This window comes from Streptomyces bikiniensis, assembly GCF_000716625.1.
Classification (GTDB): domain Bacteria; phylum Actinomycetota; class Actinomycetes; order Streptomycetales; family Streptomycetaceae; genus Streptomyces; species Streptomyces bikiniensis.
In genome coordinates this window covers 110,244-131,512 of sequence record NZ_JNXJ01000010.1, presented here as the reverse complement: position 1 = coordinate 131,512, position 21,269 = coordinate 110,244, and the positions used below count along the sequence as shown (strand labels likewise).

The 21,269-nt window shown below is 74.1% G+C and carries 20 protein-coding genes; 9 read left to right on the top strand and 11 right to left on the bottom strand.

The window, feature by feature from the left end:
* Positions 1-95: 95 nt before the first annotated feature.
* Positions 96-746, top strand: a complete 651-nt coding sequence (locus OO47_RS10565) for a flavin reductase family protein (RefSeq protein WP_033208696.1) — start codon at positions 96-98, stop codon at positions 744-746.
* 37 nt (positions 747-783) lie between these two features.
* Here OO47_RS10565 and OO47_RS10560 read toward each other — a convergent pair whose 3' ends face one another.
* The 3 genes from OO47_RS10560 to OO47_RS10550 form a co-directional block, all read right to left on the bottom strand.
* Complete coding sequence (locus OO47_RS10560) at positions 784-978, bottom strand: DUF397 domain-containing protein (RefSeq protein ID WP_030210823.1); 195 nt, start codon at positions 976-978, stop codon at positions 784-786.
* The gene (locus OO47_RS10555; protein WP_030210821.1) at positions 962-1,786 is read right to left on the bottom strand and encodes a DUF5753 domain-containing protein; all 825 of its coding nucleotides are present in this window, start codon (positions 1,784-1,786) and stop codon (positions 962-964) included. The genes OO47_RS10560 and OO47_RS10555 overlap by 17 nt, the downstream gene beginning before the upstream one ends.
* Positions 1,787-1,908: 122 nt before the next feature.
* A complete protein-coding gene (locus OO47_RS10550; protein ID WP_030210819.1) occupies positions 1,909-3,069 on the bottom strand; it encodes a L,D-transpeptidase in 1,161 nt (386 codons plus the stop codon).
* Between the two features lie 204 nt (positions 3,070-3,273).
* On the opposite strand from OO47_RS10550, the gene OO47_RS10545 reads away from it, so the two are divergent.
* From OO47_RS10545 to OO47_RS10525, 5 genes are read left to right on the top strand one after another with little or no spacing between them, the layout of a single operon-like run.
* Positions 3,274-4,452, top strand: a complete 1,179-nt coding sequence (locus OO47_RS10545; protein ID WP_030210818.1) for a lipid II:glycine glycyltransferase FemX — start codon at positions 3,274-3,276, stop codon at positions 4,450-4,452.
* Positions 4,449-6,206 carry a murein biosynthesis integral membrane protein MurJ gene (murJ, locus tag OO47_RS10540; protein ID WP_078489569.1) on the top strand — a complete coding sequence of 586 codons (1,758 nt, stop codon included), beginning with the start codon at positions 4,449-4,451 and terminating at the stop codon, positions 6,204-6,206. Before OO47_RS10545 ends, murJ begins: the two co-directional genes overlap by 4 nt.
* 32 nt (positions 6,207-6,238) lie before the next feature.
* Positions 6,239-6,922, top strand: coding sequence for a response regulator transcription factor (locus OO47_RS10535; protein WP_030210812.1), 684 nt, complete (start codon positions 6,239-6,241; stop codon positions 6,920-6,922).
* Positions 6,919-8,412 carry an ATP-binding protein gene (locus tag OO47_RS10530; RefSeq protein WP_030210809.1) on the top strand — a complete coding sequence of 498 codons (1,494 nt, stop codon included), beginning with the start codon at positions 6,919-6,921 and terminating at the stop codon, positions 8,410-8,412. The genes OO47_RS10535 and OO47_RS10530 overlap by 4 nt, the downstream gene beginning before the upstream one ends.
* Positions 8,409-9,071 (top strand): hypothetical protein, encoded by a 663-nt coding sequence (locus tag OO47_RS10525; protein WP_030210807.1) that lies wholly within the window; start codon positions 8,409-8,411, stop codon positions 9,069-9,071. The genes OO47_RS10530 and OO47_RS10525 overlap by 4 nt, the downstream gene beginning before the upstream one ends.
* 64 nt (positions 9,072-9,135) lie before the next feature.
* Here OO47_RS10525 and OO47_RS10520 read toward each other — a convergent pair whose 3' ends face one another.
* Positions 9,136-9,954, bottom strand: a complete 819-nt coding sequence (locus OO47_RS10520; protein WP_106969374.1) for a serine hydrolase domain-containing protein — start codon at positions 9,952-9,954, stop codon at positions 9,136-9,138.
* A 106-nt stretch (positions 9,955-10,060) separates the two neighbouring features.
* Between OO47_RS10520 and OO47_RS10515 the strand changes: the two genes are divergently transcribed.
* Together OO47_RS10515 and OO47_RS10510 are read left to right on the top strand one after the other, a co-directional pair.
* The gene (locus OO47_RS10515) at positions 10,061-10,558 is read left to right on the top strand and encodes a MerR family transcriptional regulator (RefSeq protein WP_078489568.1); all 498 of its coding nucleotides are present in this window, start codon (positions 10,061-10,063) and stop codon (positions 10,556-10,558) included.
* Positions 10,555-11,580, top strand: coding sequence for an aldo/keto reductase (locus tag OO47_RS10510; RefSeq protein WP_030210799.1), 1,026 nt, complete (start codon positions 10,555-10,557; stop codon positions 11,578-11,580). The genes OO47_RS10515 and OO47_RS10510 overlap by 4 nt, the downstream gene beginning before the upstream one ends.
* A gap of 17 nt (positions 11,581-11,597) precedes the next feature.
* On the opposite strand, the gene OO47_RS10505 is transcribed toward OO47_RS10510, so the two are convergent.
* From OO47_RS10505 to OO47_RS10475, 7 genes are all read right to left on the bottom strand, one after another.
* Positions 11,598-12,803: an acyltransferase family protein gene (locus OO47_RS10505; RefSeq protein WP_030210797.1), complete on the bottom strand. Its 1,206-nt coding sequence runs from the start codon at positions 12,801-12,803 to the stop codon at positions 11,598-11,600.
* A complete protein-coding gene (locus OO47_RS10500; protein WP_030210795.1) occupies positions 12,800-13,780 on the bottom strand; it encodes an alpha/beta hydrolase in 981 nt (326 codons plus the stop codon). Before OO47_RS10500 ends, OO47_RS10505 begins: the two co-directional genes overlap by 4 nt.
* 200 nt (positions 13,781-13,980) lie before the next feature.
* Complete coding sequence (locus OO47_RS10495) at positions 13,981-14,661, bottom strand: response regulator (protein WP_030210793.1); 681 nt, start codon at positions 14,659-14,661, stop codon at positions 13,981-13,983.
* Complete coding sequence (locus tag OO47_RS10490) at positions 14,658-16,022, bottom strand: sensor histidine kinase (RefSeq protein WP_051715721.1); 1,365 nt, start codon at positions 16,020-16,022, stop codon at positions 14,658-14,660. The genes OO47_RS10495 and OO47_RS10490 overlap by 4 nt, the downstream gene beginning before the upstream one ends.
* Positions 16,023-16,246: 224 nt before the next feature.
* Positions 16,247-17,224: a DUF4429 domain-containing protein gene (locus OO47_RS10485; protein ID WP_063831890.1), complete on the bottom strand. Its 978-nt coding sequence runs from the start codon at positions 17,222-17,224 to the stop codon at positions 16,247-16,249.
* 56 nt (positions 17,225-17,280) lie between these two features.
* Positions 17,281-18,501, bottom strand: a complete 1,221-nt coding sequence (locus OO47_RS10480; protein WP_030210785.1) for an alpha/beta hydrolase — start codon at positions 18,499-18,501, stop codon at positions 17,281-17,283.
* A 198-nt stretch (positions 18,502-18,699) separates the two neighbouring features.
* On the bottom strand, positions 18,700-19,353 hold the full coding sequence (locus tag OO47_RS10475) for a TetR/AcrR family transcriptional regulator (RefSeq protein ID WP_030210783.1): 654 nt from the start codon (positions 19,351-19,353) through the stop codon (positions 18,700-18,702).
* Positions 19,354-19,618: 265 nt separating this feature from the next.
* Here OO47_RS10475 and OO47_RS10470 point away from each other — a divergent pair, with 265 nt between their 5' ends.
* Positions 19,619-21,112 carry an MFS transporter gene (locus OO47_RS10470; RefSeq protein WP_407696294.1) on the top strand — a complete coding sequence of 498 codons (1,494 nt, stop codon included), beginning with the start codon at positions 19,619-19,621 and terminating at the stop codon, positions 21,110-21,112.
* The last annotated feature ends 157 nt before the right edge of the window (positions 21,113-21,269 follow it).

The following is a 21,269-nucleotide window of genomic DNA, read 5'->3' as shown; positions in this document are numbered from 1 at the left end:
CCGGGTGCGCGTCATGCGTCGCGCATGGCCGTCCCCCGTCCACCGGGCGATTCTTCGGTGATCACCGAAGAGTCCCCGCCCTAGGGTCGATTCCCATGAACACCGCGACACCCGGCACCGTGCCCGACGCATCGGCCGCCCATCTGACCATCGAGCCGAGCGTTCTGTACTTCGGAACGCCGGTCGTACTGATCTCGACGGAGAACGAGGACGGCTCCTTCAACCTGGCGCCGATGTCCTCGGCCTGGGCGCTCGGCCATGTCCTCGTCCTCGGTCTGGGCCCCGAGGGACAGACCGCGCACAATCTCCTCAGCCGCCCCGATCTCGTGGTCAACCTCCCCGCGCCGGCCCAGTGGCCGGCGGTGGAGCGGCTGGCACCGCTGACCGGACGCACCCCGATACCCGCGAGCAAGCGCGGCACCTACCGCTTCGAGCCGGACAAGTTCGCCGCCGCCGGCCTGCGACCTGAACCCTCCGAGCTGGTCCGGCCGCCCAGGGCCGCCGAATGCCCCATCCAGTTGGAGGCACGTGCCGCCCGGGTCCAACCCGACGCCTCCGGGGCGTTCCTCATCGTCGAAGCCCACGTGCTCAGGGTCCACGCCCATCCGCATGTCGTCGTCCCCGGATCTCAGCACATCGATCCGTCCGCGTGGAGCCCGCTGATCTACAACTTCCGCCACTACTACGGACTGGGCACCGAACTCGGCCACAGCTTTCGCTCCCAGACACCCCGGCAAGACCACTGACCGGCTCGAAACCGGTATGACGTGACGGGGAGGGCTCCTAGCGGAGCCCCTCCACGAACGCCTGCCACGCCTCGGCGCCCATGACCAGGGCCGGGCCCGCCGGGTTCTTGCTGTCGCGGACCGGGACGGCGCCGGGGAAGCCGTCGGCGACCTCGACGCACTCGCCGCCGTTGGTGCCGCTGTACGAGGACTTCCGCCACCGCGCTCCGGTCAGGTCAGGACGGGTCTCCATAGCATTCCTCCATCACGCGGGTGATCAGTGCCGCCGAGTCCTCGACAGAGAGGGCCGTGGCTTGCAGCCGAGCGTAGCCGACGGAACGTTCCTTGATCACGGGCGGATTGGCGGTCATGTGACCCTGGTCGTAACCGTCGGTGTAGAAGATGTCGGGGTCGTCGTCGAACCTGAAGAGGGTGAACGACCCCATCAGTCCCGTGTGCTCACCGGCGGAGAACGGCAGCACCTGGATCTGCACCCACGGGTTGTCGCGGAACGCCAGCAGGTGCGCCAACTGCCCGCGCATGACCTCGCGGTCGCCGACCTCCTGCCGCAGTACGGCCTCGCTCAGGACGACCCACAGGGCCGGCGGCTCGGTGCGCTCCAGGGCGCGCTGGCGTTCCAGCCGGGCCGCCACCATCTCCTCGGCCTTGTCCGGATAGTCGACGGCGAGCAGCGCCCGCGCGTACTCCGGCGTCTGCAACAGGCCGTACACGACCTGCGTCTGGAACGTGGAGATGTACGTGGCGCGGACCTCCAACTCCGCGACCGGTTGGAACCAGGAGGGCAACCGGCTGCGCAGCACCAGGCCGATCAGCCGGGAGAAGGTCCCGCCCGTACCGAGGGCCGCGTCCACCCGTTCCGAGAACTCGCGGGTGGGGAGCTTCCTCGCTGTCTCGATCTGGCCGACGAGGGAGCCCGTGCAGAAGATGGCGTCCCCGAGCTGCTGCTGCGTGAGTCGGTGTTCCTCCCTGCGGCGGCGGAGTTCCCAGCCGTAGTAGTCCAGAGGGGAAGCGTTGGGGTCGAGCTCCTGGATGTTGACCACGGTCAGTACCTCCGGCCTACGGCGTTCCTTTCGCTGCGTCGCCGAGCGTAGTCAGGGAGTCGCGGGCCGGAGGTGCGAATCGCGTAAACCACCCTTGTGGGTGGGCCTGTTGGGGAGCGGGCTCAGCTCAGCGCGCTCTTCGCCTTCCAGTCCGCCCAGCTCACGTTCCACGCGCCGTAGCCGTTGCCCTCGGCGACCGTGCCCTTCGTGTCGGCGCCCTCGATCTCGAACGGGTCGCCCGGCTTCACCAGGGCGTAGAGGGCGGCCGCGTCGGCGTCGCTCATGCCGATGCAGCCCGAGCTCTTGTTGGCGTTGCCGAAGTGGCGCGCGTTCCACGGGGCCGCGTGGGCGTACATGCCCGACCAGGTCAGGCGCATCGAGTAGTCGACCATCTTGTCGTAGGCGTCGCCCAGGCCGACCGTCTCCGAGTTCATGTTGATGGTGCCCTCCTTCGCCATCAGGACGGCCGTGCCCCGCCAGGAGCGCTTGTCGCCGCCGGGCGTGCCGCCGGAGACCGGGATCGTGCGGACGGTGCTGCCGTTCTTCCGCACCGTCAGCTTGTGGCTGTCCAGGTCCACCTTCACCACCTGGGCGTCGCCCACCGTGAAGCCCGTGGCGTAGTCCCGTACGAACCAGCCGCCGCCCGAGTCCGTGCCGTTGAGGTCCGCCTCGAGGGTGACCTTCGTGCCGGGCTTCCAGTACTCCTTCGGCCGCCAGTCCGCCCTGTCCCGGCCCGACCAGTCCTTGACCCAGCCCCAGGAGCCCTCGGTGTTGTTCGAGGTCGTCACCTTGAGCTGCTTCTCGACGTCCGCCTTCTTCGTCACCGGGTGGTCGAAGACGATCGAGAGGGGGTGGGCGATGCCCACGGTGGTGTTCTTGCCCGGGGCGAGGGTCAGCTTGTTGACCTTCTCGGGGTCCGGGGTGGAGAAGGAGGAGCGGGTCGTCGTCTCCTTGCCGTCGGTGCCGCCGGCCGTGACCTCCACCGTGTACGAGGTGCCCGGGGCCGCCTTGCGGTCCGACGTCCAGCGCGTGCCGCTCGCGTCCGTACGGCCGGTGAGGGTCCCGCCCTCCGCGTCGGTGACCTTCACCGCGGCCAGCTTGCCGTCCGCCGCCGTCACCGTCACCGGCTTGCCCGCCGTCTTGTCCACGACCGTCACCTTCGCCGGTGGCGCCGCGGGCCGCGCCTCCGGGGACGTGTCCGCCGCCCGGGCGGAGCAGGCCGTGAGCGAGACCGCCAGGGCGACGGCCGCGAGGGTGGTACGGGATGTGCGTATCGGCAGCACGGAAGGCCTCCGCGGGTGGGAAAGAGTGGGATGTTCCGGACTGTAGGACGGTCGGAACGGGTCGGAGGTTTCCGAACGCCCGTGTGACGTGGGCTGCGACGGAACGGTCATCGTCCGGTCACACGCGCCGCGCGGCTCCGTCGCATTCGGCTGTGAGCCTGCTGTGCGCCCCACCACCGAGGGGCGGAACCAGGAGGCCCCGCTGTGTCGGCTCTGCTCGTGACGGCCGCGTCCGTCGGACGCCCCGCCCCTCTCCGGCTCGGTCCCGTGACCCCCGAGGCGTACCGCGCCTTCCTCGCGACCCGGGGCGGCGCGGACGGCCCCAGCTTCCTCCAAGTGCCCGCGTGGGCAAGGGTGAAGGAGGGATGGTGCCACCAACTGGTGGGCTGGGGGCCCGAGGGCGGTGAACTGGCCGGTGTCGCGCTGGTGCTCCTGCGGCCCTTCCCCGGGACCCGTAGATACTTCGCCTATCTACCCGAAGGGCCCGTCGCCGACTGGGCCGACCCCGACCTGGACGGCTGGCTCGGGCCGCTCCTCGACCACTTGAGGGCCTCCGGGGCCTTCGCCGTCCGCATCGGCCCCGGGCCCGCCCACCGCCGGTGGGACGCCGCCACCGTCAAGGCCGCCACCGGGCCCGGGCGCCGGCTCTCCGACGTCCTCGCCGACGAGGTCGACCCGCTCGGGACCGCCGTCGCCGAACGCCTCCGGGCGCGGGGCTGGCGGCGCTGCGGCGGCGACTCCGAGGACGGCGCCGACGCCCAGCCCCGGCACGTCTTCCAGGTCCCGCTGGCCGGCCGCAGCGCCGACGACCTGTGGACCGGGCTCAACCAGGAGTGGCGCAGGAACGTGCGCAAGGCCCGCAAGGCCGGTGTCGAGGTCATCGTCGGCTCCGCCGCCGACCTGCCCGAGTTCTACCGGCTGCTGCGGATCACCGAGGAGCGGGACGGGTTCCGGCTCGGGCGCTCGCTCGCGTACTACGAGCGCCAGTACGCCGTCCTCAACGCCGAGGAGCCGGGCCGGATGAAGCTCTACCTGGCCCGGCACGGCGGCGAGGTCCTGGCCGCGCACACCATGGTCACCGTGGGCGGGCGCGTCTGGTACCAGACCGGCGCCTCCGCCGACCACCGGCGCGAGGTCCGGCCCTCCAACGCCCTCCAGTGGCGCATGCTGCTCGACGCCCACGCCCTCGGCGCCGCCGTCTACGACCTGCGCGGAGTACCCTCCACCCTTGATCCGGGCGACCGCGCCCACGGGCTCCTCCGCTGGAAGCTCGGCACGGGCGGCCGGGTCGTCGAGACGCTGGGGGAGTGGGAGACACCGATGCGGGGCACGACCAACCAGGCGCTGTACCGTGCCTTCCAGGCCTATCTGGCGCGCCGATGACGGCGCCCGTACCCGCGCCTGCGCCCGTACCCGCGCCTGCGCCCGTACCCGTACCCGCGCCTGCACCCGTACCCGTACCCGCGCCTGCACCCGTACCCGCGCCCGTGGCGGGCACCCCGGACGTCCCCGTCCCCGCCCCCGCTCCCAAGGCGAAGGCCCCCTCCGTCCTCCGCAGCGGCGCCCTCATGGCCGCCGGGTCGCTCGTCTCCCGCGCCACCGGCTTCGTCCGCGCCTCCGTCGTGGCCGCCGCGCTCGGCGCGGCCGTCGTCGCCGACGGCTACGCGGTCGGCAACTCCGTCCCCACGATCGTCTACACCCTCCTCCTCGGCGGCGCCCTCAACGCCGTCTTCGTCCCCGAACTGGTCAAGGCCGCCAAGGAGCACGAGGACGGCGGCGTCGCCTACACCGACCGGCTCCTCACGCTCTGCGCCCTCGCCCTCGTCGTACTCACCGCCGTCGCCGTGCTCGCCGCGCCGCTCATCGTGGACACGTACACCGACTACACGGGTGCGCAACGGGAGACGACCGTCGCCTTCGCCCGCACCTGCCTCCCGCAGATCCTCTTCCTCGGGCTCTTCACGCTCCTCGGGCAGGTCCTCAACGCCCGGGGCCGGTTCGGCGCCATGACGTGGACGCCCGTCCTCAACAACGTCGTCGTGGTCGCGGTCTTCGGCCTCTTCCTGGCGGTGAGCGACGGTGGCGCGCTCAGCGAGGGCGAGGTCGCGCTGCTCGGCTGGGGCACCACCGCCGGAATCGCGCTCCAGGCCCTCGCCCTCGTGCCCTCGCTGCGCGCCGCCGGGTTCCGCTGGCGGCCCCGGTTCGACTGGCGCGGCAGCGGCCTCGCGGCCCCGCTGCGGTCGGCCGGCTGGCTGGTGCTGCTCGTCCTCACCAACCAGGGCGCGTACTGGGTGACCACCTGGATCGCGACCTCGGCGGGCGGCACGGCGGCCGACGGCGGCTCGGGCCTCGCCGCGTACAACAACGCCTACCTCCTGTGGGCCGTCCCGCACGGCATCGTCACCGTCTCCCTGGTGACCGCCCTGCTGCCCCGGATGAGCGGGGCCGCGGCCGACGGCGACCTCGCCGGGGTCCGGCGGGACGTCTCGTACGCGCTGCGGACCAGCTCCGCCGCCGTCGTCCCCGCCGCCTGCGCGCTCCTCGCGCTCGCCGTGCCCCTGATGACGGTCGTCTTCCGGTACGGGGCGACGGACGGCGACGACATCCGCGCGATGGCCTGGATCCTGATGGCCCTCGCGCCCGGCCTGATCGCCCTCTCCGGCCAGTACGTGTGCACCCGCGCGTTCTACGCCCTGCGCGACACCCGCACCCCCTTCCTGCTCAACCTGGTGATCGCCGGCCTGAACGCGGGCCTCTCGTTCACCTCGTACCTCCTGCTGCCCGCGCGCTGGACCGTCGCCGGGATGGCAGGGGCGTACTCGCTGGCGCTGTGGGCGGGGTGGGGGGTGACGGCGTACGTGCTGCGGAGGCGGCTCGGGGGCCGGGGGACCCATGGGCCCGGCGGCTCCGTCGCCGGGCTCGCGCGGCTGCTCGTCGCCGCCGTGCCCGCCACCGGCTACGGCATCCTCGTCACCGACCTGACCGGCCCGGCCGGGGCCGTCCCCGCCGGGATCGCCGGAGCCCTCGCGATCCTCGCCGTCTTCGCCCTCCTGGCCCGGCCCCTGCGCCTCACCGGGGTGAGCGACCTGCTCGGCAGGCTCCCGGGGCGGCTCCGCCTCCCCGCCCCCCGCGCCTGACCCCGCCCCGACGACCTTGGGATACTCCCTCCATGCCCCGCGTGCTCCTGATAGAAGACGACCCCTCCGTCCGCGAGGGGGTCGAGCTGGGGCTGCGGCGGCGCGGGCACGAGGTGCGGACCGCGCCCACCGGCGAGGCGGGGCTCGCCGCGCTCGGCGAGTTCCGGCCGGACCTGCTCCTGCTCGACCTGATGCTGCCCGGCATGAACGGCGTCCAGGTCTGCCGCCGGGTCCGGGAGGACAGCCAGCTGCCGATCATCATGCTGACCGCCCGGGGCGACGACTTCGACGTCGTCGTCGGCCTGGAGGCCGGGGCCGACGACTACATCGTCAAGCCCGCCCGCACCGAGGTCATCGAGGCGCGGATACGGGCCGTGCTCCGGCGCATCGAGGACCCCGGCGCCGGGCGGTCCGCCGTCGAGGTCCACGGGGAGCTGGCCATCGACCGGGCCGGGCTCACCGTCGCCAGGGCGGGCGAGCGGATCGCCCTCGCCCCCTCCGAGATGAAGCTGCTGCTCCACCTCTCCGCCGCCCCCGAGCAGGTCTTCAGCCGGCAGCAGCTCCTCGAACACGTCTGGGAGCACAGCTACCACGGGGACGCCCGGCTGGTCGACGCCTGCGTCCGCCGCCTCCGGAACAAGATCGAGGACGTCCCCGGCGAGCCCCGCTACATCCAGACCCTCCGCGGCTTCGGCTACCGCTTCGGGCCGCTGTGAGGACCCGTACGGGCGAGGGCGCAGGCGCGGGGCGCCGCCGGGGGCGCGCCCCGCGCCTGCGTCCGCACCCCTTCGGGCTGCGGACCCGCCTCGTCCTCGCCTTCCTGCTCGTCGCCGCCGTCGGCTGCGGCACCACCGCCGCCCTCACCTACCGGGCCGCCCGCAACGCCATCCTGGAACAGGCCCAGAACACCGCCGTCTCCGCCTTCCGCGAGCAGGTCGACGAGCTGTACGTCAGCCTGCCCGTCAGCCCCGAGAGCCTGCGGACCGACCTCCTCCGGATCGCCCGCCAGGGCAAGCCCCGCCCCTGGCGCGTCTACGCCGAGTACGGCACCGTCCGCGTCTCCTCCACCGACCGGCCCGCCTCCTCCGTCATCACCCCCGAACTGCGGGCCCGCGCCCAGGCCCGGGGCGCCTCCCCGCACGCCGGCTTCCAGCGGGTCGTGAAGAACGGCACCCCCTACCTGACCATCGCCGTCCCGGCCGTCTTCCGGACCCATGCCACCGAGGGAACCGCCCGGCCGACCGGCCTCGTCGTCTACGCCGTCATGGAGCTGAACGAGGAGGAGGCCGACGTCGAGGCCATGGTCACCGCCGCCCGCGACGGCGCCCTGCCGGCCCTCGCCGTCGCCCTGGTCCCCGCGCTCCTCGCCGCCCGCGGCGTCCTGCGGCCCGTGCGGGAGCTGCGGCACGCCGCCCACAGCATGGGGCGGGGCCGCCTCGACACCCGCATCCACGCCAAGGGCAGCGACGAACTCTCCGACCTCGCCCGTACGTTCAACGAGTCCGCCGCCGCGCTCGAACGCTCCGTGGCCGAACTCCGCAGCGCCGAGGCCCGCGCCCGCCGCTTCGCCTCCGACGTCTCGCACGAACTGCGCACCCCGCTCGCCGGGATGCTCGCCGTCACCGAGGTCCTGGACGAGGACGCCGGGAGCCTCGACAGCGACACCGCCCGCGCGGTCCGCCTGATCAGCGCCGAAACCGGCAAACTCGCCGTCCTCGTGGAGGACCTGATGGAGATCTCCCGCTTCGACGCGCGCGCCGCCGAGCTGCACACGGACGAGGTCGACGCCGCCGACTGCGTCCGCAAGACCCTCCAGCACCGCCACTGGACCGATCCGGCGCGGGTCGTCCCGCACCTCGCGGAGGGGATCAGGGCCCGGCTCGACCCGCGCCGCTTCGACGTCGTCGTGGCCAACCTCGTCGGCAACGCGCTGCGGCACGGCGAGGCGCCGGTCACGGTCCGGCTGTACGCGGAGGGGGACGTGCTGGTGACGGAGGTGTCCGACCGGGGCCCGGGCATCGACCCGGAGGTCCTGCCGCACGTCTTCGACCGCTTCTACAAGGCGGACCGGGCCAGGACCCGCTCGGAGGGCAGCGGCCTCGGCCTCGCGATCACCCTGGAGAACGTACGGCTCCACGGCGGCACCGTCACGGCGGCCAACCGGCCGGAGGGCGGGGCCGTGTTCACCGTACGGACGCCGCTGTGAGGCGCCGGACCGGCGCCGCCCCGCTCTCCCTGCTCTCCCTGCTCTCCCTGCTCGCCCTGGCCGGCTGTGGCATACAGGAGACCGATGTCGTGGAGGCGGGCGGGGCCGCGACCGTCGTCGTCCAGCCGGTCCCCGAGGAGCGGATGACGCTCTACTTCCTCGGCCCCGGCGGGGGGACGATGCCGATGGCCCGCGACGTCGGGCCCCACGCCCCGTCCCCGTTCCCGTCCCGCACCCGCCCGGCGGACGGCGCGGGGGACGACCGGATGCCGTACGAGGGCTTCGGTCCGGGGTACGAGGTCTCCACCGGCACCCCGGTCCACGGGCGGGTCCCCACCGACAAGGTCCTCGCCGCGCTCCTGGCCGGCCCGACCGACGAGGAGCGGGCGACGGGCGCCACCACGGCCCTGCCGGGGGCCGGCGGCTGGACGCCGCGCGTGGAGCCGGACCCGGCGGGGACCGGCCGGGCGGGGACCGACCCGGCGGGATCCGTCCCGGCGCTCAGGCTCCGGACCCCCTTCCCCGTGAGGGACCTCCCGGAGGCGGCCGTCCGCCAGCTGGTCTGCACGGCCGCTCACGCGGAGCACCCGGCGGGCCGGTCCGAGGTGACCCTCACCGGCCCGGACGGCTCCCTGCCGGCCGCCCGCTGCGACGACTAGGGCCCGTCCGGCGGATCATGGCCGGGGCCTGCGACGACTGGGCCCCGAGACGCCGGACACACCCCTAAACCGCCCGCAGGTCCGCCAGGACCGCGTCCGTGAAAGGCGGCCAGGCCTCGACCGCCCACGGTCCGAAGGGCCGGTCGGTGAGCGCCACGCACGCGGCCCGCGCGTCCGGGTCGATCCACAGGAAGGTGCCGGACTGCCCGAAGTGCCCGAAGGTGCGCGGCGAGGACGTGGCACCCGTCCAGTGCGGGGACTTCCCGTCGCGGATCTCGAAGCCGAGCCCCCAGTCGTTCGGCCGCTGGTGCCCGTAGCCGGGCAGGATGCCGGTCAGACCGGGATGCGTCACGGTCATCGCGTCCAGGACGGTGCGGGCGTCGAGCAACCGGGGCGCCTGCACCTCGGCGGCGAACCGGACCAGGTCGTCCACGGTCGAGACGCCGTCCTTGGCGGGCGAGCCCTCCAGGGTCGTGGACGCCATGCCGAGCGGCTCCAGGACGGCCTGGCGCAGGTAGTCGGCGAAGGGGATGTCGGTGGCCTTGGCGACGTGGTCGCCGAGGGCCTCGAAGCCGGTGTTGGAGTAGATCCGGCGGGTGCCCGGCGCGGCCTGGACCCGGTCCTCGTCGAAGGCGAGGCCCGAGGTGTGGGCGAGGAGGTGGCGGACGGTCGAGCCCTCGGGCCCGGCCGGCTCGTCCAGGTCGATCGCCCCCTCCTCGTACGCGACGAGCACCGCGTACGCCGCGAGCGGCTTGGTCACCGAGGCGAGCGGGAAGCGCCGCCCGGTGGGGCCGTGGGCCCCGGCCAGGGTGCCGTCCGCGCGGACCACGGCGGCGGCCGCGGTGGGGACGGGCCAGTTCTCGATCGACGCCAGGCCCGGCAGGCCGTTCTCCACGCTGTTCTCCACGGGGCTCTCCATGACACCGAGCCTACTTGCCCCTCCGGAACGGGCTTGCTTCGAGTGCACTCCAACCCCATAGCGTGGAGGCATGAGCGTGATCGCGAGCACGAGCACGAGCACGAGCACGAGTACGAGCGGTACGAGCACGGGCGGTACGAGCACGGGCGGTACGAGCACGAGCACGACCGGTACGAGCACGACCGGCGCCCGGGCGCCGCACCACACCATCAGCGAGGTCGCCGCCCTGACCGGCCTCACGGCGCACACCCTGCGCTGGTACGAGCGGATCGGCCTCATGCCGCACGTCGACCGCTCGCACACGGGACAGCGCCGCTTCACCGCCCGCGACCTGGACTGGCTGGCCTTCGTCGGCAAGCTGCGGCTGACCGGGATGCCGGTCGCCGACATGGTCCGGTACGCCGAACTGGTGCGCGCCGGGGACCACACCCGTGAGGAACGCCGCGAGCTCCTGGAGGCCACCCGGCGGGACGTCCTCGCCCGGGTCACCGAACTCCAGGAGACGCTCGCCGTGCTCGACGTCAAGATCGCCCACTACGGGACCGCATGCGGAGGAACACCTTCATGACCAGCGTGACCAGGATCGACACCGTACGCCTCGGGGGCCAGGACGGACCGGAGGTCGGGGTCCAGGGCTTCGGGGCCATGGGCATCAGCGAGTTCTACGGCGCCACCGACGAGGCCGCCGCCCGCGACACCCTCGACGCGGCCCTGGAGGCCGGCGTCACCCTGATCGACACCGCCGACACCTACGGCCTCGGCGCCAACGAGGAGTTCCTCGCCCCCTTCCTCGCCGCCCACCGCGACGAGGTCGTCCTCGCCACCAAGTTCGCCATCGAGCGGCGCGCCGACGACCCCTCCCACCGGGGCGTCCGCAACGACCCCGCGTACGTCAGGAGCGCCGTCGAGAACAGTCTGCGCCGCCTCGGCGTCGAGACCATCGACCTCTACTACATGCACCGCCGCGACCCGGAGGTCCCGTTCGCCGAGTCCGTCGGCGCGATGGCCGAACTGGTCCGGGAGGGCAAGGTCCGCTTCCTGGGTCTGAGCGAGGTCACCGGGCCCGAACTGCGCGAGGCCCACGCCGTGCACCCGATCGCCGCCCTCCAGTCGGAGTGGTCGCTCTTCTCCCGGGACGTGGAGCGCAGCGCCGTCGGCGCCGCCGCCGACCTGGGCGTGACCGTCGTGCCGTACTCGCCGCTCGGCCGGGGCTTCCTGACCGGGGCGTTCGCGGACGCCGCCAAGGACCTCCGGGGCGGCGACTTCCGGGCCCACCAGCCCCGGTTCACCGGCGAGAACGCGGAGCGGAACGCCGCCCTCCTCGACCCGGTCCGCAAGATCGCCGCCGCCCACGGGGCGACCCCGGCGCAGATCGCCCTCGCCTGGGTCCAGCAGCGGGCCTCCGTGCACGGCCTTACGGTCGTCCCGATCCCGGGCACCCGCAAGCGCTCCCGCCTCCTGGAGAACGCGGCCGCCACCCGGATCACCCTCACCGACGCCGAACTGGCCGAACTGGAGCCGATCGCCGGCCTGGTGGCGGGCGACCGCTACCCGGACATGAGCTTCACGGCGGCGAGCCGGGAGGCCTGAGCGCCCGGCGGAGGGGTTCACCCCAGCCCCAGCGCGAAGACCCCGAAGCCCGCCGCGAGCACTCCCGCCAGCGCGCGGCGGGCGGGCCCGGCCCCCGTCCACGGGGACTCGAAGCCCCGCGCGTACCGCCCGATCACGACGAGGAGCCCGGCGAAGACCGGCATCCAGGCGAGCCGGGCCAGGATCCAGCCGGCCGAGTCGGGCGCGCCGACCAGGCCCGGGACCTCCCCGGCGTACGCGGCGGGGACCGCGGCGGCCAGCATCGCCGTCTGGTGCCAGCACAGGACCGTCATGGCCGACAGGTTGACGACCACGACCGGCGCCCAGAGCACGGGCCGCCGCAGGAGCGCGCCGATCCGGTCGCGGAGCAGGACCGCGGCGCCGCTCTGCGCGGCGGCGAGCGCCAGGACGAGCAGCGACGGCGGGTGCGAGTTGGTGCGGGCCTCGCCGGGCACGCCGACCATCGACGCCGGATAGCCGAAGAGGAGCAGCAGCACGGCGAAGAGGGCGGCCCCGCCGGCGAGCAGGGTCCACGCGTGGCGCCGGGTCACCCGGCCCTCGCCCCACGAGACGCCGAGCTGATAGGCGAAGAGCCAGCCGGGCAGGACGTTCAGGAGGCCCAGCCAGGACGGCACGGCGTCGGCGTACGGCCCGTACCGCAGGAGGTCGACGACGGCGACCGAGCCGAGCAGCGGGGCCGCCGCCCACGCCCCGAGGCGCCGGGCGGCGCGCACGCAGTACGGGGTGAGGGCGGTGACCACCGCGTAGACCCCGACGAACCACAGCGGCTGGACCACCAGCGTGGACGCCGTCCGCAGGGTGTCCACGGGCACCCCGAGCCCGAAGCGGAGCAGGGGCAGGAGCAGCGCCCACACGGCGGTGACCCCGAGGACCGGCCGCCCGAGCCGGGCGAGCCGCCCCCCGAGCCACGCGCGCGTGGAACCCTTCCGGCGCCGGTACGAGAGGACGGACGCGTACCCACCGACCAGGAAGAAGATCCCCAGCATCTGGAGGACCCAGCTCACCGGCGCGAACCCGGGGAAGGCGCCGAGCGGGCTGGCGTTGTGGAGCGCGCCGTCGGGGGAGCGGGTGAAGCCGCCGAGCAGCCAGTGCCCGGTGGGCACGGCGAGCAGGGCGAGGGCCCGCAGCCCGTCGACGGCCCGGTCGCGACGGGCGGGGGTGGCGGCCTCGATCCGCCGGGCGACGACCGCAAGGTGACTCATCGGACGTCCCCCTCGGCGATCGCGGCGAACGCGCGCAGGGACGAGGTCCCGGCCGCGAAGTACCCCCCGTGCCCGGCGGCGTCCCCGGCCGGGATCCGGCGCGCCCCGAAGGACGGCTCGGTGGGATCGGTGCCGTGCCCGAGGCCCGCGAAGGAGACGTTGGGGACGCGGTCGATCCAGTCGGTGGGGTCCTTCGCCGCCCAGACCCGCGCGGAGGTGCGGAGGCCGGCGACGTTCTCGGAGCGCATCCCGGGCGAGCCGAAGACCACCAGGTCCTTCGCCTTCAGCTCGTGGGCGGCGAGCCCGCAGACCACCGAGCCGTAGCTGTGGCAGAACACCGAGGGCTCGGCCGCCCCGACGGCCGCCAGGCCGTCCGCGAACCGGACGAGCCGTTCCGCCCCGGCCTCGGCGAGCCGGCCGGTGGCCGCGTCCAGGCCGACGCCGACGGGGGTGGTGTACCCGGCCCAGGCGACGACCGCCGTCCGGCCGCCGGTCGCCCGGTGCAGCGCGGACGCCATGTCCGCGAGCGGCCGGACGCGCCCGGCGTCGACGTCGGAGCCGGGCACGACCACCGCCACGTACGCGGCCCGCGCCAGGTCCCCGTAGACCAGGGCCACCTGCCCCCGGCCGCGCGGATCGTACGCGAGCACCCGGGCCCCGCCGAACCTCCCTCCCGTCACCAGGGCGTTGGCCTCGTACCTCAGCTCCGGAGGAGCCCCGTCGAGGTTCCCGACGACGCCCGGGTGCTCCCGCACCAGCTTCCTCTTCCTTACGGGATCGAGTCCCGCGAAGAACCGCGCGATCCCGGCCGGCCCCACCCGCCCCGGGTCCGGCAGCCCCGCACCCACCCACGCCCCCGTCCCGACCGGCACCCCGGTCACGGCCTCCTGCGCGTTCCCGGACGCCCAACCGGCCGTCCCGGCGACCGCGACGACCGCCAGGGCCACGCTGATCAGGGTCCTCGACATGCGGCGCATGGGCCCGCCCTCCCTCTCCGGATTCCGGTTCGTGCGCCGGTCGTCCGGCGACGGGAGGAAGGTAGGAAGGGAGCGGGTGACGGCACGTCACACCGGGGGGCCAACTGCCCTCTGATACCGGAGTAGGGGGTGGAGGAGCGGACGCCCCCAGGGAAGGGGTGGGGTTTCCCCCCGGGGGTTCCCCCCGCCGTATCCGGGGATCAGGCCGAACCCGGCGTCACGAGCCCCGACTCGTAGGCGAAGACCACCGCCTGGGCCCGGTCGCGCAGGTCCAGCTTGGCCAGGACCCGGCCGATGTGGGTCTTCACCGTCTGTTCGGCGAGGACCAGGCTCTCCGCGATCTCCTGGTTGGACAGGCCCCGGGCGATCAGCTCCAGGACCTCCGTCTCGCGCGGGGTGAGACCGTTCAGGCGCAGCGCCGCGGTGTCCCGGCGCGGGGCCGGGCGGGACGCGGCGAAGTCCGCGATCAGACGCCGGGTCACGGAAGGGGCGAGCAGCGCCTCGCCCGCCGCCACCACCCGTACCGCCGCGATCAGGTCGGCCGGCGGCGCGTCCTTGAGGAGGAAGCCGGACGCGCCCGCGCGCAGCGCCTCGTACACGTAGTCGTCCACGTCGAAGGTGGTCAGCATGAGCACCTTCGGCCGGTGCGTGACCCCGGCCGGCGGACGCAGGATCTCGCGAGCCGCCGCGAGCCCGTCCAGCTCCGGCATCCGCACGTCCATGAGGACCACGTCCGGGTGCGCCGACCGGGCCACCTCCACGCCCCGCCGCCCGTCCGGGGCCTCGCCGACGACGTCGATGTCGGGCTGCGCGGCGAGCAGCGCGGCGAAACCGGCCCGCACCATGGCCTGGTCGTCGACGATGATCACGCGGATGGTCACTCGGGGTCCTCCGTGCCCAGGGGAAGCCGGGCGGCGACCCGGAAGCCGCCGTCGGGCAGCGGCCCGGTGTCCAGCGAGCCGCCGGTCAACCGTACGCGCTCCCGCATGCCGACGAGCCCGTGCCCCGTGCCGGGGGCGCCCCGCTCGACGGACGAACCCTCCTCCAGGGAGGGCCCGTTGACGACGAGAACCGTCAGCCACCCCTCGTCCGTCCGGACCGAGACGCGGGTCGCGGCGCCGGGCGCGTGCCGGACGACGTTCGCCAGGGCCTCCTGCACGATCCGGTACGCGGACAGGTCCACCGCCTGCGGGACGTCCCCGAGGTTGGCGGCGAGCCGCAGCTCGGCCGGCACCCCGGCCCGCACGGTCGCCTCCACCAGCTGCTGGAGCCGGTCCAGCCCGGGCTGCGGGGCCAGTTCGGCCCCACCGCCCTCGCCGCCGCCGTCGCTGCGCAGGACGGAGAGCAGCCGGCGCATCTCGGTCAGGGACTCGCGCGCGCTCGCCGCGATGGAGCCGAACTCCTCGCGGGCCGCCTCGGGAAGCTCCGGGATGCGGTACGGCGCCGAGTCGGCCTGCACGGTGATCACGGACATGTGGTGGGCCACGACGTCGTGCAGCTCGCGCGCGATCCTGGCCCGCTCCTCCAGGAGCGTGCGGCGGGACCGCTCGGCCTCGCTGATGGTCTCCTGCTCCACGAGCCGCCGCTGGGCGTCCCCACGCGCGCGTACCGCCGAGGTGAGCAGGAGCAGCACCCCGCTCAGGACGAACAGCAGGGTGTGGACGCCGGTGTACCCGGCGGGCCGGAACACCTCCAGGAGGTATCCGGCCGCTCCCGTCGCCAGCCAGACGCCGAACAGCGCCCGGCGGGACTCGCGCAGGCCGAGCGCGACCATCAGGGCGCAGTAGCCGACGACGAGCGGCGGGGGCCAGGGCCACAGGCGGGCGTGCGGGCCGTCGGCGCCGAGCAGGACGAGCGCGCCGAGCACGTCGGCGGCGAAGACGATCCACCAGGCCTGGAGGGGGCGGGTGACGGCGAGCAGCAGCGGCGCGGTCTGCGCGGTGCCGAACGCCCCGGCGAGGGCGCTGTCGAGACCGTAGTCGTCGGTGAGGACGAGGACGGTGGTGGGGAGCAGCGAGGTGACGAAGGCGAGGGCGACGACGTACGGGAGGAGCCGCACCCAGCGCGAGGACGCGTCGGCGAGGAGGGGCGCCCCCGGGGAGGTCGGGGTGGTGAGCGCGGCCCCGAGCCCCCGGAACGCCTCGCGTGCCCGGACGGCGGAACGGTGGCCCGGGGGCCGGGACGCGGTGGGCGGTTCGGGCCGGGGCGGGAGGGGCGGTTCGGGCCGCGGTTCGGTGCTCATGGCCCGCCCAGCGTAGGCAGCGGCCCCCGTCTCCGGCGTCATACCGGGGAGCGGGGTGCGGCCTGATACCGGGGTATGACCCGGGACGTCCCGGAGCCGGCCCCGGGGTTCGGGTCGGGGCCGGGGGCCGGGTCCGGGTCCGGGGAGGGCCCCGGGGTTCGGGTCGGGCCAGGGGTTCGGGTCCGGGGACGGCCCCGGAGCGGCCCCGGCTCCGCCCGCGTGGCTCAGAGCTCCGCGAGCAGCTCCGCCTTCTTCGTGGAGAACTCCTCGTCGGTCACGAGCCCCGCCCGGTGCAGCTCGCCCAGGTGCCGAATCCTTTCGGCCACCACCCCCGGGGTCCGGGACCCCACGGGCACGGGCGCGCGGTCCGAGCTCCGGATCGCCGCGAGGACCGCCGCCGCGAAGGGCAGGGACTCGTGGACGAGCCCGTAGCCGAGACCGAAGACGACGGACGCCGGGTCGTGGTCGGGCTGGGTGGGCCGGGGCCCGCCGTCCCGGGCCAGCAGCCGCAGGTGCCCGTCGAAGACGTCGGGCGAGCGCCACTCGATCCCGCACAGGTCCTGTACCGAGAAGGTCTGGTCGCCCGCCTTCCACTTCTCCGAGGAGGCACCCGTCCAGAACCAGCGGAACGACACCTCCGAACGCCCGTCGAAGCTCGCCTTCCCGTCGTACGCCTTGAAGGACAGCGGCCCCGGCGGCGGCGCCACGAGGAACCGCTCGGCGGGCGCCACGGTCCCGTCCGCCCCGTACGGGGCGGATCCGTCGGGACCCCCGGGTCCGTCGAGCGCTTCGAGTCCGTCGGGCCCGTCGTACGGGGCGCCCGCGCCGTGTCCGGCGGCCCCCGCGGCCCCCGGCTCCGGCGGCAGGAGCGCCCGCAGCTCGTCCCGGTAGTACTCGGCCAGCGTCTCCCGGTCCGCCGGGAGCACGAGCCGGTACGGGTCGCAGCTCTCCTTGAGCTGCCCCGCGGCCGCTTCCATCAGCGGATCGGCGCCCGGTCTCGGCACGGCGTGCAGCACGACGGTGCCCCGTTTCCCGGGCGTCAGCGTCACGGACGCCAGCGCCTCGTACGGCACGCGCCGCTCGCGCAGCACCTGATACAGCTTCGGCGTGCGGATCCCCCGTTCGAAACGGATGACGAGGGCGTCGCTCTCGAACTCCCAGGCGGCATGAATTCCGGCCAGCACATCACCCATACGCCTCATCGTAAGCGGCGCCCGCCCCGGCGTCGCCCCTGTGAAAGGTCCCGAAATCGCGGGATCTACGCGCGTCGGGACCCTTCCGCGCCGGATATTCCGTCGCGGCAAGCGCTGTCGGCACGTGCGCAGACCAGTCGCGGATAGGCGCCGACGCCTATCGCGGCCAGGTTCCCGAGACTCACCGTCCCCGGCGTGAAATAGCCGCTGTGGCCGGCGGCCCCGCCCGCCGAGAGCAGCCGCGCGCCGAACTCGGGCGCCACCGGGTCCGCCCCGTGCCCGATCCCGCCCACCTCCAGGTGCGGCACGTCGGCGATCCAGTCGTCGGCGTCCCGCATCGCCCAGATCCGGGCCGGGGTGGCGAGGTCGGCGGCCCGCTCCACCCGCATGCCGGGGCTCCCGGAGACGGCCACGTCCGTCACCCGGGCGGGCAGCCGGGGCGCGGCGACCCCGCAGAGCACGGAGCCGTAGCTGTGGCAGAAGAGCGCCACCCGGGCGTTCCCGGGCATCGCCTCGGTCAGCCGGACGAGTCGTGCGGCGCCCGATTCGGCGAGCCGGCCGGTCAGCGCGTCGACGCCGATCCCGGCGGGCGCGGTGTAGTCGGCCCAGGCGATCACCGCGACCCCGGCCCCGGGCGCGGCCCGCCGCTCGGCGTCGTAGAGGGCCCGCGCCATGCCGGCGGGGGCCCCGTACCGGCCGTGGGTCCGCTGGAAGGTGAGGAGGTCGGTGTCGACGCCGGGCACGACCACCGAGACGCGCCGGGCCCGCTCCAGGTCCCCGAGGACCTCGGCGACCCGCCCCGTACCCGTCGGGTCGAACGCGAGGATCCGGCGGTCCGGCCGCAGCAGCGAGGCGAAGCGGTCGATCCGGCGCTGTGCCTCGTGGCGGCCCTCGGGGGAGAGCCGGGGGTCGCCGGTCCTGCCGCGCTCGGCGTCGTACGCGCGGGCGAGCGTGATCCGGTTGGCGCGGTAGCGGAGGGCGACCGGGGCGCCGTCGAGGTTGCCGACGACGAACGGGTGCCGTGCGGCGAGCCGCGCCCCGCCCGCCGGGCCGAGCCCGGCGAAGAACGCCGCGACGGTGCGGGGCGGGGCCGCCGGGTCGGGCAGCGGGCGGTGGCCGACCCGGTCGCGCGCCCAGGCGGCGAGCGCGGCCTCGCGGGAGGGGCCGGGCGGGGGCTGGTGCCGGACCGTGGTCCACCCGGTGGTCGCGAGGAGCACGAGCACGACGACGAGCGCGAGCAGGGCGCGCGCGGCGACGGGGGCGGGCGCGGTGTCGACAGGGGTCACGGGCCGCCACCCTACGGGGCGGTGGGAACGGTTCCGCACCAGGTGGGACGGAGGTCACGCTTCCGCGGAACGGGGAACCGGAAGGAACCGGGAGACGTCCCGTACGGGGCCGGGAGCATTCCCGTACGGGCCCCTGTGGGGTTCCGCACGGGCCCTGTGGGGTTCCCGCACGGGCCCTGGGAGTCGTCCGTACCGGCCCTAGGGAGCGTCCGGAAGGGCCCGCCGGTCCCGCCAGTGCGGGGCCAGCGCCGGGGCGAGGTGGTCGAGGTACTCCTCGGTGAGCGCGCGGATGGCCTCCAGGCTCTGGTCCTCCCCCCGCCCCCACATCTGTCCGGTCACCCGCATCACCCCGCTGAACGCGGCCACCGCGATCCGGGGCCGCGGGTCCGCGTCCACGTCGACGCCCTCGCGCTCGGCGATGATCCGGGCGATCGTCTCCTCCATCTCGGTGGAGCGGCGCAGGTGGACGGCGAGCAGCGCGGGCGTCGACTCGATCAGCTGGAAGGTGCGCAGGTACAGCCCGACCGGGACGACCGCGGTGATGGCCTCGCCGATGGTGTCCCAGGAGGAGAGGACGGCGTTGCGCATCGCGTCGAGGGGGCCCTCGGCGGGGGGCCGCTGCCCGAGGGAACGGACGAAGCGCTCCTCCACCATCTGCTGGACGGCGAAGGCGACCTCCTCCTTGGAGGAGAAGTAGCGGAAGAAGGTGCGCTGGGAGACCTCGACGGCCTCGACGATCTCGTCGACCGTGGTCCCCTCGTACCCGCGGGCGGTGAAGAGTTCCAGGGCCACCCGGATCAGCGCGTTGCGCGTTCGCTGCTTCTTCCGCTCGCGCAGACCGGGCAAGGTCACCTCGGGGTCCTCTTCTCCGGCGCCACAGGCGCTTTGCGGGGTTTTCTTCCAGCTCAGGGTACCTGTGAGCTACGTGACAGTTACCGACGCATGAATCGCTTTGTCAATTGTCAGCGACTGTCACTAGCCTCGCCGTATGACTAGTCAGACCACCGTGGAAAAGGCCCCGCAGGGCCAGGGGGGCACCCCGGGACCCGTACCGGGTCCGGCGAAGGGACTGCGCGGCCATCCCTGGCTGACCCTTTTCGCCGTTGCCGTCGGCGTGATGATGGTCGCGCTCGACGGCACGATCGTCGCGATCGCCAACCCCGCCATCAAGGCCGACCTCGACGCCTCGCTCGCCCAGGTGCAGTGGATCACCAACGGCTACCTGCTCGCGCTCGCCGTCGCCCTGATCACCGCCGGCAAGCTCGGTGACCGCTTCGGCCACCGCCAGACCTTCCTCATCGGCATCGCCGGCTTCGCCGCCGCCTCCGGCGCGATCGGCCTCTCCGACTCCATCGCGGCCGTGATCGCCTTCCGCATCCTCCAGGGCCTCTTCGGCGCCCTGCTGATGCCGGCCGCGCTCGGCCTGCTGCGCGCCACCTTCCCCGCCGAGAAGCTGAACATGGCCATCGGCATCTGGGGCATGGTCATCGGCGCCTCGACGGCCGGCGGCCCGATCGTCGGCGGCCTGCTCGTCGAGCACGTCAGCTGGCAGTCCGTCTTCTTCATCAACGTGCCGGTCGGCGTCCTCGCGCTCGTCCTCGGCCTGGTGATCCTGAAGGACCACCGTGCGGAGAACGCGCCGCGCTCCTTCGACATCCCCGGCATCCTGCTGCTCTCCGGCGCCATGGGCACCCTGGTCTGGGGCCTCATCAAGGCCGGCGAGTCCTGGGGCTGGGGCGGCGGCAAGACGTGGGGCTGCCTGCTCGGCGCGGTGCTCCTCTTCGTGCTCTTCGCCGTCTGGGAGACCAAGGTCGAGGAGCCGCTCGTCCCGCTGGGCATGTTCCGCTCCGTGCCTCTCTCGGCCGGTGTGGTCCTGATGGTCCTGATGGCCTTCGCCTTCATGGGCGGCCTGTTCTTCGTGACCTTCTACCTCCAGGGCGTGAAGGGGCTCAGCCCGGTCGACAGCGGTCTGCACCTGCTGCCGCTGACCGCCATGATGATCGTCTCCTCGCCGCTGGCCGGCGCGCTGATCACCAAGTTCGGCCCGCGCGTGCCGCTGGTCGGCGGCATGGTCTGCACGGCCGCCGCGATGTTCGGCATGATCACGCTCTCCGCCGGCACCGGCACCCTCACCATGTCCCTCTGGTTCGCCCTCCTCGGCCTGGGCCTCGCCCCGGTCATGGTCGGCGCCACCGAGGTCATCGTCGGCAACGCGCCGCTCGAACTCTCCGGCGTGGCCGGCGGTCTGCAGCAGGCCGCCATGCAGGTCGGCGGCGCGCTCGGCACGGCGGTCCTCGGCGCCGTCATGTCCTCCAAGGTCTCCGGCGTCTTCGAGGACAACTGGAAGGCGGCCGGCATCCCGGCCCCGCCCAACCCGCAGCTGGAGCAGGCCGCCGAGTTCGGCATGGTCCCGCCGGAGCTGGCCAAGGCGCCGGGGATGACCCCCGACCTCGCCCAGGTCATCGGCGGCGTCATCCACGACACCTTCCTCCAGGGCATGGGCCTGGCCTTCACCGTCGCCGGTGTCGTCGCGGTCGTCGCGGCGGGCGTCGCGCTGCTGACCAAGCGCGGCGAGAACGCGGAGGCGGGCATGGGCGGCGCCCACATCTGACCTGCGCGTCCGCCTTCTCCCGACGGCCCCTTCCGGATCCGGTCCGGAAGGGGCCGTCGCCCGTTCGGGTGAAGAAGCTTTGGCCCTCTTCTCAACGGGGGGTGACCTCCGGCAGAGTTCTGATCACAGAGAGTGACGAAACCGGGGGTTCAGTGCC